The organism is Pseudoalteromonas sp. 11L1, from assembly GCF_055397545.1.
Map to the genome: position 1 here is coordinate 506,461 of NZ_AP041142.1, position 17,955 is coordinate 524,415.

16 protein-coding genes are annotated in these 17,955 nt (G+C 41.3%); 12 read left to right on the forward strand and 4 right to left on the reverse strand.

Features of this window, described 5'->3' with window-relative positions; all coding sequences use genetic code 11:
- The first annotated feature begins 58 nt into the window (after positions 1 to 58).
- The 6 genes from ACZ5WS_RS17980 to ACZ5WS_RS18005 all read left to right on the forward strand — a co-directional run bounded on the left by ACZ5WS_RS17980 (position 59) and on the right by ACZ5WS_RS18005 (position 4,576).
- Positions 59 to 1,360 carry an ATP-binding protein gene (locus ACZ5WS_RS17980; protein WP_409426070.1) on the forward strand — a complete coding sequence of 434 codons (1,302 nt, stop codon included), beginning with the start codon at positions 59 to 61 and terminating at the stop codon, positions 1,358 to 1,360.
- Positions 1,353 to 1,706: a cupredoxin domain-containing protein gene (locus tag ACZ5WS_RS17985; RefSeq protein ID WP_010388691.1), complete on the forward strand. Its 354-nt coding sequence runs from the start codon at positions 1,353 to 1,355 to the stop codon at positions 1,704 to 1,706. Before ACZ5WS_RS17980 ends, ACZ5WS_RS17985 begins: the two co-directional genes overlap by 8 nt.
- The gene (locus tag ACZ5WS_RS17990; protein WP_409426071.1) at positions 1,693 to 2,433 is read left to right on the forward strand and encodes an FTR1 family protein; all 741 of its coding nucleotides are present in this window, start codon (positions 1,693 to 1,695) and stop codon (positions 2,431 to 2,433) included. The genes ACZ5WS_RS17985 and ACZ5WS_RS17990 overlap by 14 nt, the downstream gene beginning before the upstream one ends.
- On the forward strand, positions 2,430 to 3,143 hold the full coding sequence (locus ACZ5WS_RS17995) for a hypothetical protein (protein WP_464711660.1): 714 nt from the start codon (positions 2,430 to 2,432) through the stop codon (positions 3,141 to 3,143). Before ACZ5WS_RS17990 ends, ACZ5WS_RS17995 begins: the two co-directional genes overlap by 4 nt.
- A gap of 261 nt (positions 3,144 to 3,404) precedes the next feature.
- Complete coding sequence (locus tag ACZ5WS_RS18000) at positions 3,405 to 3,614, forward strand: cold-shock protein (RefSeq protein WP_008467029.1); 210 nt, start codon at positions 3,405 to 3,407, stop codon at positions 3,612 to 3,614.
- A gap of 236 nt (positions 3,615 to 3,850) precedes the next feature.
- On the forward strand, positions 3,851 to 4,576 hold the full coding sequence (locus ACZ5WS_RS18005; RefSeq protein WP_464711662.1) for a substrate-binding periplasmic protein: 726 nt from the start codon (positions 3,851 to 3,853) through the stop codon (positions 4,574 to 4,576).
- 543 nt (positions 4,577 to 5,119) lie between these two features.
- Here the strand turns inward: ACZ5WS_RS18005 and ACZ5WS_RS18010 are convergent.
- Together ACZ5WS_RS18010 and udk are read right to left on the reverse strand one after the other, a co-directional pair.
- Complete coding sequence (locus ACZ5WS_RS18010; RefSeq protein WP_138609254.1) at positions 5,120 to 6,346, reverse strand: NupC/NupG family nucleoside CNT transporter; 1,227 nt, start codon at positions 6,344 to 6,346, stop codon at positions 5,120 to 5,122.
- A gap of 17 nt (positions 6,347 to 6,363) precedes the next feature.
- Positions 6,364 to 6,993, reverse strand: a complete 630-nt coding sequence (gene udk / locus ACZ5WS_RS18015) for a uridine kinase (protein ID WP_008110733.1) — start codon at positions 6,991 to 6,993, stop codon at positions 6,364 to 6,366.
- A gap of 192 nt (positions 6,994 to 7,185) precedes the next feature.
- Here udk and ACZ5WS_RS18020 point away from each other — a divergent pair, with 192 nt between their 5' ends.
- From ACZ5WS_RS18020 to ACZ5WS_RS18040, 5 genes are all read left to right on the forward strand, one after another.
- Positions 7,186 to 8,403, forward strand: a complete 1,218-nt coding sequence (locus ACZ5WS_RS18020; RefSeq protein WP_198522908.1) for a phosphopentomutase — start codon at positions 7,186 to 7,188, stop codon at positions 8,401 to 8,403.
- Between the two features lie 66 nt (positions 8,404 to 8,469).
- Complete coding sequence (gene deoD, locus ACZ5WS_RS18025; protein ID WP_008110728.1) at positions 8,470 to 9,171, forward strand: purine-nucleoside phosphorylase; 702 nt, start codon at positions 8,470 to 8,472, stop codon at positions 9,169 to 9,171.
- A gap of 864 nt (positions 9,172 to 10,035) precedes the next feature.
- The gene (locus ACZ5WS_RS18030; protein ID WP_464711665.1) at positions 10,036 to 10,779 is read left to right on the forward strand and encodes a ferredoxin--NADP reductase; all 744 of its coding nucleotides are present in this window, start codon (positions 10,036 to 10,038) and stop codon (positions 10,777 to 10,779) included.
- Positions 10,780 to 10,869: 90 nt separating this feature from the next.
- Positions 10,870 to 11,571 (forward strand): nuclear transport factor 2 family protein, encoded by a 702-nt coding sequence (locus ACZ5WS_RS18035; RefSeq protein ID WP_464711667.1) that lies wholly within the window; start codon positions 10,870 to 10,872, stop codon positions 11,569 to 11,571.
- Between the two features lie 9 nt (positions 11,572 to 11,580).
- Entirely contained in the window at positions 11,581 to 11,901 is a 321-nt protein-coding gene (locus tag ACZ5WS_RS18040) for a hypothetical protein (RefSeq protein ID WP_008112665.1), read from the forward strand.
- Here ACZ5WS_RS18040 and ACZ5WS_RS18045 read toward each other — a convergent pair.
- A complete protein-coding gene (locus ACZ5WS_RS18045; RefSeq protein WP_464711669.1) occupies positions 11,898 to 12,779 on the reverse strand; it encodes a tetratricopeptide repeat protein in 882 nt (293 codons plus the stop codon). The genes ACZ5WS_RS18040 and ACZ5WS_RS18045 overlap by 4 nt on opposite strands.
- A gap of 637 nt (positions 12,780 to 13,416) precedes the next feature.
- Between ACZ5WS_RS18045 and katG the strand changes: the two genes are divergently transcribed.
- On the forward strand, positions 13,417 to 15,597 hold the full coding sequence (gene katG, locus ACZ5WS_RS18050) for a catalase/peroxidase HPI (RefSeq protein WP_464711671.1): 2,181 nt from the start codon (positions 13,417 to 13,419) through the stop codon (positions 15,595 to 15,597).
- A 729-nt stretch (positions 15,598 to 16,326) separates the two neighbouring features.
- Here the strand turns inward: katG and ACZ5WS_RS18055 are convergent.
- Positions 16,327 to 17,928, reverse strand: coding sequence for an ABC-F family ATPase (locus tag ACZ5WS_RS18055; RefSeq protein WP_010389550.1), 1,602 nt, complete (start codon positions 17,926 to 17,928; stop codon positions 16,327 to 16,329).
- Positions 17,929 to 17,955 lie beyond the last annotated feature (27 nt).

Sequence of the window (17,955 nt, forward strand, 5' to 3'; positions counted from 1 at the left end):
CGTGATTAAAACACCCCTAGATTGCACAAACTTGAATTTACAAAGGTAACCATACTCTATGTCAATTCGTAAGCGTTTAACTCTTATTTTACTATCAATGATGGTGTTAACGTGCTTTTTAGCTTTAGTCAAAGGCTACCAAAAAAGTATGAGCCATGGTGAGCAACTACTTGATAGTGAGCTAAAAGTAGTCGCTGGAGTGTTGATGCAACAGCCTTTATCTATAAACGCCATGGCGCCAAAAATGCAAGAAAGCGCCCAGTTACTGTATCAAATTTGGCAAGCTGGTGAGCTCCTTAGTGGCTCTGACGAATTAAATCTTGATTTGAGCCAGTATCAAGCGGGTTTTCAAACGCTTAATATTGCAGGGCAGCGAATGCGGGTATTCGTTTTTGTCACTTCTTTACGCACCGTGATTGTTGCCGAGCCGATTGCTAAGCGGTTTGAACTTGCCGAGGCAGTGATTTTATCGGCCATGTTGCCTATGCTTTGGGCGGTTCCTTTGCTTGCGCTATTTATTAGCTTTTTTGTTAAATATGCCCTGGCACCATTAACCCGTTTATCAAAACAGTTAGCTCTGCGCCAAGCAAATGATTTCACTGCGATCAATTGGCAGGTGACTGATGAAGAGATAAAACCGGTGATCAGCCGCTTAAACGATTTATTTAAACGCGTAGAAACCGCCTATTTACGAGAGCGTTTTTTTGCCTCTGATGCGGCACATGAATTACGTACTCCCCTGAGTAGTTTAAAAATTAATGTGCATAATTTGGCTGCTCAACAAGGCGATAACCAAGAATTACAAGCCATGACTCAAGGTATTAACCGACTATCCAATATAGTAGAGCAAATGCTAATACTAGGGCGTACTCAGCCAGAGCAGTGGCAAAAACAGTTTAAAGAGCTGTCATTATTAGCGATCACGCAAGAAGGTGTTAGCCAGTTGTATGAAAAAATAGAGGCTAAAAACCACACTATTAGTCTTGAGGGAGATGACTTTATCATTAACGGTGATGAATTTACCTTAGTGACGTTGATTTCAAACCTACTTAGTAATGCCATAAAGTACGCACCAGCCAATGGACAAATAAAAATAACGCTAAAGCAGATGCACAAGCAGCGTATTTGGCAAATAGAAGACAGTGGCCCAGGTATGACGGACGATCAAAAACAACGGATATTTAACCGTTTTTATCGTGTTGGCGGTGACCAACACCCTTCGGGTGAACAAGGTGCGGGTTTGGGCATGGCAATAGTGCAGCATATTATTGCTATTTATCGCGCTGAAATTCACTTAACGGATAGTGATTTGGGTGGCTTAAAAGTACAGGTAGTTTTTGCAGGAGCTAAATGTGATTAAACGACTTATTAGGCCTTACTTATATTGTTGTGTATTTTTATCATTTAACGCCGCCAGTAAAGACTACCTTATTGTACTTAAAGATCATTTGTTTTACCCCGCAGAAATCGTCGTACCGGCCAATAAAAAGGTACGCTTGTTAATCGAAAATCAAGATAGTACGCCTGAAGAGTTCGACAGTTTCGATCTCAATCGAGAGAAAGTACTTTACCCTAAGCGCAAAAGCGTTATTTATATCGGGCCGTTAATCCCTGGGCGTTATGAATTTTTTGGCGAGTTCTCGCCCAATACGGCGCGTGGTGCTGTCATAGTGACTGAAAAGGAGCGTTCTAATGCTAATAACTAGCCTAGTGATGAGTCTAAACCAGTTACTGCCGGTGGCCATTTTACTTATTTTACTCCAAGTTGTAGCCAAGCAAAGTTTAATGAAATTGCTGGGAGGGCTTATTTTAGGGATCGGGCTTTCATTTTTGTTTGTAAAAAGTGCGCCGTTAATTAGCCCCTTGTTTGACTATCAGGGTTTAGAATATGCCCAAATTGGTTTGTGTATTTTAATTTTTATTAGTGCACTGTACTACGCCATTAAACAGGCAACAGCTGCTTTTATGATTGCGATTATCAGCGTAATGACACTTTATTTAAGTCACTACATTATTTACCTGATTGGCTTTTGGCAAAACAACGAAGCGGCACAAAGTTTATTTATTGGCACTTTTTTAGGTTTGGGAATATGCAGCAGCTTTAGCGTGTTGTTGTATTTTTTATTGAGTGCAATCAAACAGCGCTTTGGACTTACCCCTTTATTGGTATTGTTAGCATTAAATAGTGCGGCAAAACTAGTTGTGGCGCTTGATTTGGCGAGCCAAATTGATTTGATAGCAACAACGGTAACTGTATGGGATTTACGTGCCATTTTAACCGAAAACTCAGAGTTTGGACGAGTATTGCGCGCTCTGATTGGTTATGAGGCTACGCCTAATTTAACCAGTGTTTTAAGCTATGCGTTGAGCAGCGTGTTATTTTTATCTGTTTGTTATTTTATTCCTAAATTAATCACTAAGGAAAAATCATGAAAGCAATAAACCTATTTGCAGCCACTGTATTAATTGGTTTTTGTTTATTAATACCTAAGCTGGCTTATGCTGATGGCATAGTAGTAGATAAAGTTTATCATCCGTATGTGTTGCCGTTTGAGCGCGAGCTAGAATGGCGGCTTGTGTCGCATCAAACTGATAGTGGTAATATTTTAGCGCAGCGCGTTGGCTTAGGCGGCGCAATAAACGACACCATGGCATTGGAAGGCTACATCGTGGGTGAGCGCGATGATAACGGTGACTTTGGCTTGCAAGCGTATGAGTTAGAGCTTCGTTGGCAGTTAATAGAGCAGGGCAGGCTATGGGCTGATTGGGGCGCGTTATTTGAATTTGAAAAACAGCATGACGCCGACGCATACGAAGCAACCTCTGGTTTTGTAATTGAAAAAGAGTTTGGTCGTGCAAGCCTCACCATGAATGCTTTTTTAGTATACGAATGGGGGCAAGATATAGAAAACGAATGGGAAAGCGAGTTTAGAGCGCAATATCGCTACCGATACTTGTCTGCTTTTCAGCCCGCGGTTGAGGTTTATCTTGGTGAAGACTTTGTGGGTATTGGCCCTGGTTTTATAGGCTTGCATCGCTTTGATGGACAAAAACAACTAAAGTGGGAAGCCGGTTTTATTACTGAAATCAGCCAGTCAGAGAAGAATCATAGCTTTAGAATGGCGTTAGAAATTGAATTTTAAGCTGCTTAAACAAGTGCTTAACATTTAAAGTGAGTTACGAAGGTTATTTTATTAATTAAATAACATAAAGGGTTGACTTACCCCTGTAACTCTATATAGTAGGCCGCAGCTAGAAAGAAAGCATGATAATTTATAAATCTCCATTTCGTTGTTGTATAAGTAATACTTGTAGTACCGTCCTGAAGTTTTTAAGTACCATCTCATTTTTTGCTACACCGCCCATTAGGGCACAATTTAATTTTTTATATCAGGAATAATACTATGTCTAACATCGTATCAGGTACAGTTAAGTGGTTCAACGAGTCTAAAGGTTTTGGTTTCATCGAGCAAGAAAACGGTCCAGACGTTTTCGCACATTTCTCAGCAATCAAAAGCGAAGGTTTCAAAACTTTAGCTGAAGGCCAACGTGTAGAGTTCACTCTTTCACAAGGTCAAAAAGGTCCTCAAGCTGATAACATCACAGCTCTATAATTTTACTTTTTGAGTAAAATGAAAAAAAGCGCTTAAGGCGCTTTTTTTGTGCCCAAAATTTAAGAACATCCCACCACCGCTTTAACATTCCCGTCATTTTATTGCTATTTACGTCATCTGCTATTTTAACATTACAAACAACGTTATAAATTAATAGTCTCTACGAGTTTTCTAGGTTAAAGTTATTACTTAAACCACAGGGGGTGTGTATCTATAAATTTATATTATTAGCTTTTGTGCTGTTATTTAGCCAAAAAATTCAGGCTGCTGAGCCTAAGCTGGTTATTTATACCGAAAGTTTTCCTCCGTATAACTTTCAAAGTAGTGCAGGCCAATTGGCGGGTATTAATCATGACATAGTAAAAGATGCCTGTGTCCGTGCCGCACTAAAGTGCGAGTTTATTATGCTACCCTGGAAGCGCGCTTACCACTTAGTGCAAAATAACCCACAGTCAGCCATTATTTCTTTGGCAAAAACGCAAGAGCGAGAACCTCTTTTTCAATGGGTTGGACCCTTGGTGTCAAATCAAACCTATTTTTATAAATTAAAAACCAGCGAACATATTGTGATGGACGATATCACCCAAGCTAAAAACTATTCGTTAGGTATAGTGCGTGGCGATATTTATGAAATGCTGGTGCGCCGACTTGGGTTTGTAGCTGATAAAAACTTATTGCTATTTAGCGACACTGACTCGTTTATGCGACTGTTTTTTAAAAACCGCATCGATTTAATTATTGGATCTGACTTTACCATTGACCATCAAACTGAGCCGTTTGGCTACTCTAGAGATGATTTAGTGAAGCTCGAACAAATTCATGTAGATGAACTTAAAGGCAACTATATTGGTTTTAATACAGCTGCTTCACCTGTGATCGTAGAACGTTTTAATCAAGCTCTAAAGCAACTTAAAGCAGAGTCTGGCTATGAACCTTACATTAACCGTTATGTAAAAAATTAAAGCTTAGGTCGGCCAAGCGCGGAAAAGCTCAAAAAGCTCCCGCTTAATAATGCCTATATTACCTCTTCACAGCCATTCATCCTTGTTAACTTCGCACTCTCAAGCGCCTTTTGTAAAGGGCTGACAATTAAATGCTTCTGCAGTTACACAGTTGTTCATATTTTTTAGTAATACCAATTCGCTTAATTAAGTGGTCTATTTTGAGGCTGGAAAAACGAGTTGATAGCTAGGCAAAAAATTCGCTATTTAGTTGTTCTAAATGAGAATTTTTTAACACAGGTAGCGACACGTTTAGCCCCGCAAAATGATTAAGTATTATTGCGGATTGGTATAAGTGCAATGATGGCTAAGGAGTGCGTGGATGAAGGTTAAGCAAAGCATAATTTTGGGGGGCGAGTTGTTGAGGATTTAGAAAGTAGAGGTGCTAAAACGATAAAAGGGCCTTGCGGCCCTTGGTGAAGTATCGTTCAAGTCAGATAGTGCTTTAACCCCTTAAAGCGCTATCCTATTGTTTTGCAACAGATGGATCATCTCTTTAAGTTTCTAAGCTAGCGAGAGGAAAAACCCAGCAATTGCTGCGCTCATAAGGTTAGCCATAGATCCTGCTAACACTGCTCTGAGCCCTAAGCGTGCGATATCCTTTCGCCGACTAGGCGCCATACCGCCTAATCCACCTAGTAAAATGGCTATCGATGATAAGTTAGCAAATCCACACAATGCAAAAGTAACAATTGCTTGCGTGTGAGCACTTAACGTATCGCGATAATTTATAAAGTCTAAGTAAGCAACAAACTCGTTTACTACTATCTTTTGACCAATAAAGCTGCCGGCTATAATTGCTTCATCCCACGGTACACCGAGTAACCATGCAACAGGAGCAAATAAATAGCCTAATATTTCTTGAAGCGTCAATGTTGGGTAATCGAACCACCCGCCAACGCCACCTAATAAACCGTTTAGCAGAGCAATTAACGCCACGAAGGCAAGTAGCATTGCACCTACGTTAAGTGCTAGATGCATGCCGTTAGCTGCGCCTGATGCTGCTGCATCAATTACATTAACTGGTTTATCATCATCACTTAAATCTAAATCTGCTAAGTTATCTTTAGGAGTTTCTGTTTCTGGCACAATCATTTTTGCCATTAAAAAACCACCTGGCGCCGCCATAAAGCTTGCCGCAATAAGATACTTAAGGTCTACGCCAATAATTACGTAGCCGGCCATTACAGAGCCTGCTACAGTGGCTAAACCACCTACCATTACTGCAAACAATTCAGACTTAGTCATTGTTGCTATAAATGGCTTAACTATTAGCGGTGCTTCAGTTTGGCCCACAAAAATATTGGCCGTTGCTGAAAGCGATTCTGTACGCGAGGTTTTCAAAAGCTTTTGTAAACCACCGCCTAAAATTCTAATTATCCAATCCATAATGCCAAGGTGATATAAAACAGCTACAAGCGCTGAGAAAAACACAATAACCGGCAATACTTGAATTGCGAATATAAAACCAAGCGTATCTTGCGACGCTAGCGGACCAAATAAAAACCCAATACCGTCATTTGCATAACCAATAACCGATGAAACAGCTGCTGACATGCTTGTTAATACATTTTTGCCTGCTTCAAAAAACAGAACAAAACCGCCAATAACGACTTGCATAGCAAACGCTATACCAACGGTTCTTAAACTAATTGCTTTGCGGTTAGTTGAAGCCGCAAAGGCAATGCCTAGTAGCACCATCATGCCTACTAAGCTCATAAATGTTGTCATACAAACGTTTCCCGTTGTTATTCTTGTAAAATGTATTTTATTTTACTTTTTATAATATCAATCGCAACGCGATTCATACCGCCTCGAGTCACAACTAAATCAGCGTTATGCTTTGAAGGCTCAATAAATTGATAAAACATCGGTCTAACAGTTGCTTGATATTGCTCAACAACAGATTGTAATGTTCTGCCTCTTTGTTCCATGTCGCGCTGCATTCGGCGCATTAAACAAATATCTAGCGGTGTATCTATAAACACCTTAATATCAAATTCTTTATTAAGTGCTTTATCGCTCAGTAATAAAATACCTTCTACAATGAGTATTTTAGCCGAAGCCACACGGCGTGTTTTATCGCTGCGTGTATGTTGGGCATAATCATAAGTTGGTACTTCAACTGAGTGGCCATTACGAAGTTGTGTTAAATGCTCAAGCATTAATTCGTGTTCAAATGCATCAGGATGGTCGTAATTCGTTTGCGTACGATGTGCCATCGGCAAATGCGATTGATCCTTGTAATAAGCATCTTCTTCAATAATGGCGATAGCGCCTGGTTCAAGCTCATTCACCAATTCATTGTATATTGTTTGGCTAAATAGAGATTTGCCGGACGCCGATGCGCCTGCAATAGCTATAATAGTTCGTGTCACTAAAGTTCTCACCCACACAGAAGGATATATTGTTGGTAGATCACAATAGCAAAAAAGACACGATTAATCTCTTTTGCTTCGCTTAAGAGTGCAAATTTATAATGTTTAGGTTTTATGAAACAGGACTTATGTCCTGTACGGAAAAATCGAAGAGCGGATAAAGTAACCACCTAGAACAGATGTGAGGTCACAATGGCAAGAGCAATTATCTTAATGGCGGATAGTTTAGGAATTGGCGCAGCACCCGATGCAGATAAATTCGGTGATGTAGGTGCTAATACATTCGCACATTTACTCAAGGCATATTATGACGAAACTGGCAGCAAGCTTTCGCTTCCTAACCTTTCAAAATTAGGGTTAGTAGATGCATGTGAAGCCGCTGGTAAAGAACCCTGTTTAATTGCTGATCGCAATGAGCCACAAGGCGCGTGGGGTTATGCAAAAGAGCTTTCAAGCGGAAAAGACACGCCATCGGGACATTGGGAAATGGCTGGCGTGCCGGTGTTATTTGATTGGGGATATTTCCCAAAAACACAACCGAGTTTCCCACAAGAATTTGTAGACGAGTTTATTGCTCGTACAGGTATTCCGGGCATTTTAGGCAATTGCCATGCATCGGGAACCACCATTTTAGAGCAGCTAGGTGAAGAGCACGTAAAAACAGGTAAACCAATCTGTTACACCTCAGCTGACAGTGTGTTTCAAATAGCCGCGCATGAAGAATCATTCGGCCTAGAGAAGCTTTATCAAGTATGCGAAATCGCACGGGCGCTGCTTGATGAAATGAATATAGGACGAGTGATTGCGCGGCCATTTTTGGGTTCAAATAGTCAAGACTTTGCCAGAACCGGTAATCGTCGTGATTATTCAGTATTACCACCTTCGCCAACATTGCTTGATGTACTTGCAAAAGACGGTGGCGAAGTAATTAGTATTGGTAAAATTTCAGATATTTATGCGCACCAAGGCATTACCCAAAAGCATAAAGCACCAGGGTTAATGAACTTGCTAGAAAAAACCAGTGAAGTGATGGCAACTGCGCAGGATCACAGTTTGATTTTTACCAATTTAGTTGATTTTGATGAAAAGTTTGGCCATCGCAGAAATCCTGTTGGCTATGCTAAAGCGCTAAAAGAGTTTGATGATTACTTACCAACTATTTTAGATCAGCTAAAGCCAGATGATTTATTAATGATCACCGCCGATCATGGCTGTGACCCTACCTTTCCAGGGTCAGAGCACACTCGTGAGTATGTGCCAGTTATTGCTTATCAGCCAGGAATGAACAACACGCCACTGGGTGAGCGCAATAGCTTTGCTGATATCGGTCAAACACTTGCGCAATGGTTTAACCTAAAAGCGTTAGAGTATGGTGATGGCTTCGTCGATAAGCTAAATACAGTTAAGTAATTTAAAAATACGCTACTATATTTTTAAAGTAATAGGGCTTTTAGCCAAACAAAAGGAAAACAATCAATGAGTACTCCGCATATCAGTGCAAACGTAGGTGATTTTGCCGAAACAGTATTAATGCCAGGCGATCCGCTACGCGCACAATATATTGCTGAAAACTTTTTAGATGATGCAGTGCAAGTAACCGGCGTACGTAACATGTACGGCTTTACTGGAACTTACAAAGGTAAGCCAGTGAGCATTATGGGTTCTGGCATGGGCATTCCTTCAATGTCAATTTATGCTCGTGAGCTTATTGTTAGTTTTGGCGTTAAAAATATTATCCGTATTGGTACCTGTGGTGGTATTGGCAGCGATATTAAAATTCGCGACGTAATCTTTGCACAAGGTGCAAGCACTGATTCTAACGTGAACCGTGCCCGTGTTCGTGGTACTGACTTTGCAGCGATTGCTAACTTTGATTTACTTTTAAACGGCGTTAATGCGGCTAAAGATTTAGGCATTGATGCAAAAGTAGGTAATGTATTTACTACCGATACTTTCTATCAAGCTGATGACACTTTCTACAAAGACCTAGACAAACTAGGTGTACTTGCGGTTGATATGGAAACAGCTGGCCTATACGGCGTAGCAGCAGAGTACGGCGCAAAAGCAATGGCATTATTTACCGTAAGCGATCACGTGATCACCGGCGAAGCAACACCTGCCGATGAGCGTCAAACCACGTTCAACGAAATGGTAAAAATTGCATTAGAGTCAATTTAATCTTAAACAGTTCCTTGGTAACGTATTCACTAAGTTTTGGAGACACGCCCAAAGTGAAGTGAGACTAAACCCCCAAAGCCGCATTTTATGCGGCTTTTTTTATGCCTGAAATTTAGGTGCGAGCACCGGGCTAAGGGCTACGAGCTTTATGTTCCTAGGTTTTAGCACTAGCTCGCAGCTCGTCACTCGAAGCCCGTTGTTTTCTCATTTACTCTCATTCACTTCTCTGTGTTTAAACAAGAAATTAGACTTTAGATGTCAGATTAAAATGCGCGAGGTAAACTTCCGCCTACTGATATGGTTACCTTCTAAATTTACTTTAGGCGGGGCTTTATGCCGTGCAAGGTCATTAATTAAAAAATATTTACCACCGAGAACACTGAGTTTACAGAGAAATGCTTAAAAAATACCAATCCACCTCTGTGTAGCGCAAAGCGCCTCGGAACCCTCTGTGGTGAAAAATTGTTTTTAGCAGTAAGTGCCTTTCGTAGCAGCGATTTTATATCGCGTCAGGTCTAGGATATTAAACACAAATGCGCGAGGTAAACTCCCGCCTACTGATATGGTTAACTTCTAAATTTACTGTAGGCGGAGCTTTATGCCGCGCAAGGTCATTATTCACAAAGAGGGCAAAGAGACGCTGCGCTGAAAGAGTAGATTAAAGATCTCAGGTTTTAGCACTAGCTCGTTGCTCGATACTCGAAACCCGTAGCCCGTAGCCCGTAGCCCGTTGTGTTCCCATTTATTTCCCTGTCAGTATTTATAACTTAATGCTAATGTTTAAGTTATAAAGCTTGCCTTTAAAATGAACAATTTTAAAGTTTTAGCTGATAGCTAAAACACGTCTTAAACTCTGGAGTAACTATGTCTAATTGGATTGATGCGACAGTAAAGTCAGTCAAATGGTGGAATGAATCGTTATTTAGCATAACCGTTCACGCTGATGTAGAGCCGTTTAAAGCAGGGCAATTTACAAAGCTTTCTATTATGGACGGTGATAAACGTATAGCTCGCGCCTACTCTTATGTTAACGCCCCTCAAAGTCCTGATTTAGAGTTTTACCTCATTAACGTGGTTGATGGTTTACTATCCTCTCATTTAGCCACTCTCAAACCGGGTGACACCGTATTAATAGAGCGCCGAGCAACTGGTTTTTTTACTCTAGATGAAGTGCCAGCAAGTGAGCAATTGTGGATGCTGAGTACAGGCACAGCAATTGGGCCATTTTTATCAATGCTACAGCAGAGCGAAGTATGGCAAAAATATCAACACATAAATTTAGTGCATGGGGTACGGAAAAATAGCGATTTAAGCTATCAGGAGCTTATTGGCAAACTAAAAAGATTATACCCTAGTCAACTCAACTATATTCCGGTTGTTAGCCGTGAGGCGCCTTTAAAGGGTTTAGCTGGTAGAATTACCACAGTGATTGAAAACAACGCTTTATATGAGCACGTTGGATTATGCGCCACACCAAATAACGCGCAATTTATGTTGTGTGGTAATCCGCAAATGGTTAAAGACACCACAGAATTATTATTGGCTCAAAATTATAAGCGTAATCGTCGAAAAGAGCCGGGGCATATCACGGTTGAGCAGTATTGGTAGTGAGTTATAACGTTATAATAACTATCTCAGAGGCCTAAAATTTGCTATGTTGCGCTTTAATTGCATTTAGTCTTTGTACTTAGGAAATCCATGAAATCTTTATTTATTATTTGTGCCTGTTTATTGGCCGCTTTCACGTTAAACAGTCATGCTATAGAGCAATCAACACAGCTGAACGAGACTAAACAAACACAGCAAAAAAACGCACCGCAGCAACAAGACGCGCTTGATACATTAAGCCAAGAGGCTAATACACCAAAAAAGCCGGTTGTTGAGAAAGTAAAAGCAGATGACTCTCAAGTACTGGGCAGTGAATCAACAAAGCCCGCACAGCAGCCTAATAGTAAAGCTGATAAAGCACAGGCTGTTGCGCAAGCTGAGCAAGCAGTCACACAAGCGAAAGAAGCACTCACAGCAAGGCAACAAGCCAAAGCAAAACAGTCGCGTGAGTCACTTGCTGTTGTTGAGCAATTAGTAAACGCTTACAACGCGCGTAACATTGAAGAATTTATTCGCATGTATGATGAAGATGTTGAGTTTTATATTTTCCCGAATGAGCTATTATTTAAAGGCAAAGAAAAACTAATAGCACGTTATGGCATTATGTTTAAAAAACTTAAGTGTCTGCGCTCATCACCAATTAAGCGTATTGTGCATGGTGACATTGTAATAGACCATGAGCTATCAGAAACCTGCTCAGCGGATGCGAACGTTATAGATAAACGTTCAGAGCTTATTTCAAGTTATCAGATCAAAGATGGTAAAGTGGTTAGGGTTTTATTTTTTAGGTAATTATTAATTATGCAGCTAAGTGACGAGAAAAAAATTCGTGTAATGTATCGAGTAGAACCAGGCTGCTTAGGCCCTGATGGCGTAGACCACATTGAAGACTTTTGTCGCTTTGCGAACAAGCACATTAAATCGCCTTATTATGCGCAGTTATTATTTTTACCCCGATACGACAAGCAAAAAGATGAGCGTCAATATAGCGTTAAAAACCGCAATTTATCTCAGGTGCAGGCTAAAGCGTACTTAAATCATTTTGAAATTGACATAGAAGACTTTGAAGAGCAGCTCGACGAGCTGCTCTCTAAATCAATAGATTTATACTTTAAACGCTAGGCTTCATTTGAAACAATAGCATTAAAGCTTTCGTTATCATGTAGGCTGGCAAAAGCACTTTCGTGAAGTAGCTCGTTTCGCAAATTAGGCGAGTACTCAAGCGACATTTTTATATCAGCTAAGGCATCTGCATGTTCATGGGTTAAAGCATATGCACAGGCTCTTTGCCAGTAGGCATAACCATAATCACTGTCTATATCAATAGCTTGATTACAAAGCTCAATAGCTTGCTCAGTCTCATTTAGCTCTAATAACGCATCCGCTTTATAGGCTATGGCTTCTACATCTTCTGGTTTACGTTTTAAAATTTCATCGAATATTTCAATTTTATTAGCAATATCACTTTCTAGGTTGGCTCGCATCCATAACGAATGAACTTCGTTGGTGATCGATATACGTTCTTGGTTACTGAGTATTTCTTCAGAGCGAACTCGTAGTTTTTCTTCTAAAATTTTCAAGCGGTCTTCGTACTCGTCAGTAATCACACTAACACGGGTGTTTACTATATCTTCTACTTTATTTTTTACATCACGTAATGAATTCCAGCCCACCAATACTAAAATAGAAGCGGTGGCGGTGATAATAAAAAATACATTGTTAATCGTGTCGGTTGTGTAAGTTAGCGCCCTATCAGCGGTATCTAACTGAGCATGAGTGACCTGTTTGGTTAAGTCTTCACGCAGTTTTTGTTGATCTTGGCGTACCGACTTCAATTCGTCGAGAATATAACGCTCAAGTAATGGCTTATACATCGGTTCTTTTAGCTGTGCTAATTCACGTTGCTGTTGCTCATCCAAGGTTGTAGTGTTTTTATCAGCAGCTTGCACTGCAGATGAAGCACCTATAAAAACAATAAATAGTAAAAAATAAAAACGCATTGATATGCCTAGTTAAAAAATTAATTAATCGCTTCGCTAACTTTAACATGCGCACATCATTGGTACTAGGGCGAGTATAGGGAAGCTGGTATTAACTTGGGTGGCAGTAATTATAGGCAAAAAAAACCAGCCCAAGGTGGGCTGGAAAAAACTACATCAACATCTCAGGGAACAATAGGAGATAAGGCCTAGTGTATGTGTCACTATCTGAATTTTTACTTAACTAAATTCAAATAGTTAAAAATAGGGAAGAAATAAAGGTGCATAAATAATTTATACACCTTTTATAACTATAATTTCATGGCGAAGGGGGGTATTCCACTGTGCACTTAAGATAACCTAAGTCACTTTCAAACCCTTCAGCATACATTACGTGGCTATTTTTAATAACGATCATCTAATTTATAAAAAGTTTCAATATTCATTTGCTGGCAGCATCATCATATTTATAAATGATTGTAATCGTTTTAAAGCATCGCCTTGCTCTAGCGTATCAAAGCAGCTACACGTATATTGAATAAGTAGAGACCATACACGTCATTCATTTAATGGCAATAAAATAACAGCGCTCCCAACTGGTGAATACCAAAAGCGGTAAGCATGGGCGTTTTTATTTATACTTAAAAAGGAGCTCAATATGGATAATCATAAAGCGGGTAAATGCCCAGTTATGCATGGCAGTAATACCACAACTGAAAACACCAATACAGATTGGTGGCCAAACTCACTGAATTTAGACATTCTTCATCAGCACGATAGTAAAACCAGCCCTTACGATAACGACTTTAATTATGCCGACGCTTTTAACTCATTGGATTTAGAGGCGCTTAAAACCGACCTAAAAAACTTAATGACCCAAAGCCAACCGTGGTGGCCAGCTGATTGGGGGCACTATGGTGGCCTGATGATCCGTATGGCATGGCATGCTGCGGGCTCATACCGTTTAGCGGATGGCCGAGGCGGTGGCGGTACGGGTAATCAACGTTTTGCTCCACTTAACTCATGGCCTGATAATGCTAACCTCGACAAAGCTCGCCGTTTGCTGTGGCCAATTAAAAAGAAATACGGCAATAAGCTTTCATGGGCTGACCTGATGATTTTAGCCGGTAATATGGCGTATGAATCAATGGGACTTAAAACCTTTGGCTTTGCTGGCGGACGAGAAGATATTTGGCATCCAGAAAAAGACGTTTACTGGGGCGCAGAAAAAGAATGGTTGGCCCCAAGTGATGAGCGATATAGCCAGGTTGATAAACCCGATACCATGGAAAACCCATTAGCAGCAGTTCAAATGGGCTTAATTTATGTAAACCCAGAAGGGGTTAATGGCAAGCCCGATCCGCTTAAAACTGCAGATCAAGTCCGCGAAACCTTTGCCCGCATGGCCATGAACGACGAAGAAACCGCAGCACTTACCGTTGGTGGCCACACTGTAGGTAAAACTCACGGTAATGGTAAAGAAGAAAACTTAGGCCCAGAGCCAGAAGCTGCCGACGTACACGAGCAAGGCCTTGGTTGGAATAACCATAAAACCCGTGGCATTGGCCGCGATACCATGACCTCAGGTATTGAGGGCGCATGGACAACCTACCCAACTAAATGGGATAACGGCTATTGTAAATTGTTACTCAATTACGAATGGGAGCTAACAAAAAGCCCTGCCGGTGCTCATCAGTGGGAGCCGGTTAATATTAAAGAAGAAGATAAACCCGTTGATGTGGAAGACTCATCAATTCGTTTAAACCCAATAATGACCGATGCCGACATGGCAATGAAGCTCGACCCCGCATATCGTAAAATTATTGAGCGTTTTAATGACGATTTTGAGTACTTTACTGACGTATTTGCTCGCGCATGGTTTAAGTTAACCCACCGTGATTTAGGGCCAAAATCGCGCTATTTAGGTGCCGATGTACCAAGCGAAGATTTAATTTGGCAAGATCCAATTCCAACGGTTGATTACACCCTAAGCGACGCTGAAATAACCGACTTAAAAGCGAAGCTACTTAATTGTGGATTAAGTGAAACCGACTTAATTAATACCGCATGGGACAGTGCACGTACTTACAGAGGCTCCGATCACCGTGGTGGAGCTAATGGCGCCCGTATTCGCCTTGCTCCGCAAAATAACTGGCAAGGTAACGAGCCTGCGCGCTTAGCCAAGGTACTTAGCGCACTTGAAACACTGCAAGCGAGTTTAACTAAGCCTGTTAGTATGGCTGATTTAATTGTACTTGGCGGCACCGCTGCAGTAGAGCAAGCCGCTAAAAAGGCCGGGGTTGATGTAACCGTACCATTTGCCCCAGGGCGTGGCGATTCAACTGATGATATGACCGACGCAGAGTCATTCGAGCCATTAGAGCCAATTCATGATGGTTTTAGAAACTGGTTGAAAAAAGACTACGCTGTATCCGCCGAGGAGCTATTACTGGAGCGCAGCCAATTAATGGGCTTAACCGCACCAGAAATGAGCGTGTTACTAGCTGGTATGCGCGTACTGGGCACTAACTATGGCAATAGTGAGCATGGCGTATTTACCGACAACGTAGGCGTACTGAGTAACGACTTCTTTGTTAATTTAACTGACATGAACAACCGCTGGGAACCTGCAAGCAAAGGCGAGTACAACATAATTGACCGTGCAAGCGGTAAAACTAAATACACGGCTACGCGGGTTGATTTAGTGTTTGGTTCAAACTCAATTTTACGTGCATTGGCGGAGTTTTATGCTCAAGACGATAACAAAACCCGTTTTGTACACGACTTTATAAATGCATGGGTAAAAGTAATGAACGCCGATAGGTTTGATATTAAATAAACCTGAGTAATATTTAAAAAGGAGCAGTAATGCTCCTTTTTTTATTATTTGAAAGTTAGGAGCTGCGGGCAACGGGCAACGGGCTGCGAGGCGCGAGCTAGTGCTAAAACCTGAAACCTTTATCCTTTAACCTACTCTTTCAGCGCAGCGCCTCATAGCCCTCTTTGTGCATAATTCACTAAAAGCTATTTGAACACAGAGAAGCGAATGAGAGTAAATGAGAAGACAACGGACTTCGAGCTGCGAGTCGCGGGTAAAATGCAGCGCCTCATAATCTTCAGTGGTAAATAAATCACTTAAAAGTTATTTGCACAAAGAGCAAAGAATGAGTGCAAATGAGCAAAAAAACACAGCCTTTCTTTGCTTTTTTATAAATAAATTACTAATTGCGTTTTAATTAATACTAAGCATAATTTTGGCGAACCCCGAACCCCGAACCCCGAACCCCGAACCCCGAACCCCGAACCCCGAACCCCGAACCCCGAACCCCGAACCCCGAACCCCGAACCCCGAACCCCGAACCCCGAACCCCGAACCCCGAACCCCGAACCCCGAACCCCGAACCCCGAACCCCGAACCCCGAACCCCGAACCCCGAACCCCGAACCCCGAACCCCGAACCCCGAACCCCGAACCCCGAAATACAGACACAAAAAAACGGCGCTTAAACAGGCACCGCTTTTAAAATGGTTTAGGCTATTTCTTTAACCTTTAACCTTTAACCTAGCTCTTAAGCTACTTTATTTTCTTCGCAGCTTGCTAGGTATTCGTCAAACGTACCTTGAAAGTCAATCACTTGCTTGTCTTTAATATCAACAATACGCGTTGCTAGTGACGATACAAACTCACGGTCATGGCTTACAAAAATAAGTGTGCCTTTAAAGTCTTTTAGCGCATTGTTAAGCGCTTCAATGGCTTCCATATCCATGTGGTTTGTTGGTTCATCCATTATTAGTACGTTAACGTCTTGCATCATTAACTTACCGAATAACAAACGGTTTTTCTCACCACCTGAACAGTTACGGGCTTTTTTATTTGAATCGTCTGCGGTAAATAATAAACGCCCTAACATGCCACGAACCATTAAATCGTTGTGTTTAGCAGTGCGCCACTGCGACATCCAATCAAATAAAGTTAAGTCGTTATCAAAGTCTTTGCTGCTGTCTTGTGGGCAGTAACCAAAGGTCGCGTTTTCTGACCATTTAACTTCACCGTGTAAACTTTCAAGCTCGTTAACTAAACAACGTAAAAAGGTGGTTTTACCAACACCGTTTTCGCCAATTACCGCAAGCTTTGCACCCGCTTCAAGCAATAAGTCGCCGCCGGTAAATAATGTTTCACCGTCAAACCCATGGCCAAGCTTGGTTAGCTCAAGCGCTTGGCGATACATTTTTTTGCCTTCGTCAAAGCTCAGTGACGGGCTCATACGGCTTGATGCTTTAACTTCATCAAGCTTAATTTTATCCATTTTTTTAGCACGCGAGCTGGCTTGTTTTGCTTTAGAGGCATTAGCACCAAAACGGTTAACAAAGTCTTGCAGCTCGTCTATTTCAGCGCTTTTTTTCGCGTTTTCAGCTAATAACTGTTCGCGTTGTAAGCCTGAGGCTTCAAGGTACTTTTCGTAGTTACCTGGGTAAATACGCAGCTCGCCGTAATCAATATCGGCCATGTGCGTACATACCGAGTTTAAAAAGTGACGGTCATGGGAAATAATAATCATGGTACATTTACGTTGGTTAAGCTCATTCGCAAGCCACGTAATAGTATGAATATCCAAGTTATTGGTTGGCTCATCAAGAAGCAAAATATCAGGATTAGCAAATAGCGCCTGTGCTAAAAGCACACGCAATTTCCAACCAGGGGCTACGTTTGCCATTAAACCATAATGAAATTCTTTATCGATACCCGCATCAAGTAGTATTTCTTCTGCGCGGCTTTCTGCGGTGTAACCGTCCATTTCAGCAAAAACGCTTTCAAGCTCGGCCACTTTCATGCCGTCTTCTTCGCTCATTTCAGGCAACGAATAAATACGGTCGCGCTCTTGTTTTACTTTCCAAAGCTCAACGTCGCCCATAATTACCGCATCAACTACGCTGTATTGTTCAAACGCAAACTGATCTTGGCTTAGGTTACCTAATTTTAGCCCCGGCGTAATAGACACATTACCTGCACTAGGCGTAAGCGCACCGCTTAAAATTTTCATAAATGTCGACTTGCCGCAGCCGTTAGCGCCAATTAAACCGTAACGGTTACCGTTACCAAATTTAGCTGAAATGTTTTCAAACAACGGCTCTGCGCCAAACTGCATCGTAATATTTGCGGTGGAGATCAAAAAAAGTAATCCTAGAAAATTAATGGC

Excerpts from the sequence above, each read along its gene's own strand:
- ACZ5WS_RS17980 (WP_409426070.1), top strand. The coding sequence starts at position 59 with ATGTCAATTCGTAAGCGTTTAACTCTTATTTTACTATCAATGATGGTG.
- ACZ5WS_RS17990 (WP_409426071.1), top strand. The coding sequence starts at position 1,693 with ATGCTAATAACTAGCCTAGTGATGAGTCTAAACCAGTTACTGCCGGTG.
- ACZ5WS_RS17995 (WP_464711660.1), top strand. The coding sequence starts at position 2,430 with ATGAAAGCAATAAACCTATTTGCAGCCACTGTATTAATTGGTTTTTGT.
- ACZ5WS_RS18000 (WP_008467029.1), top strand. The coding sequence starts at position 3,405 with ATGTCTAACATCGTATCAGGTACAGTTAAGTGGTTCAACGAGTCTAAA.
- ACZ5WS_RS18010 (WP_138609254.1), bottom strand. The coding sequence starts at position 6,346 with ATGACAACATTTATGAGCTTAGTAGGCATGATGGTGCTACTAGGCATT.
- ACZ5WS_RS18020 (WP_198522908.1), top strand. The coding sequence starts at position 7,186 with ATGGCAAGAGCAATTATCTTAATGGCGGATAGTTTAGGAATTGGCGCA.
- deoD (WP_008110728.1), top strand. The coding sequence starts at position 8,470 with ATGAGTACTCCGCATATCAGTGCAAACGTAGGTGATTTTGCCGAAACA.
- ACZ5WS_RS18030 (WP_464711665.1), top strand. The coding sequence starts at position 10,036 with ATGTCTAATTGGATTGATGCGACAGTAAAGTCAGTCAAATGGTGGAAT.
- ACZ5WS_RS18035 (WP_464711667.1), top strand. The coding sequence starts at position 10,870 with ATGAAATCTTTATTTATTATTTGTGCCTGTTTATTGGCCGCTTTCACG.
- ACZ5WS_RS18040 (WP_008112665.1), top strand. The coding sequence starts at position 11,581 with ATGCAGCTAAGTGACGAGAAAAAAATTCGTGTAATGTATCGAGTAGAA.
- ACZ5WS_RS18045 (WP_464711669.1), bottom strand. The coding sequence starts at position 12,779 with ATGCGTTTTTATTTTTTACTATTTATTGTTTTTATAGGTGCTTCATCT.
- katG (WP_464711671.1), top strand. The coding sequence starts at position 13,417 with ATGGATAATCATAAAGCGGGTAAATGCCCAGTTATGCATGGCAGTAAT.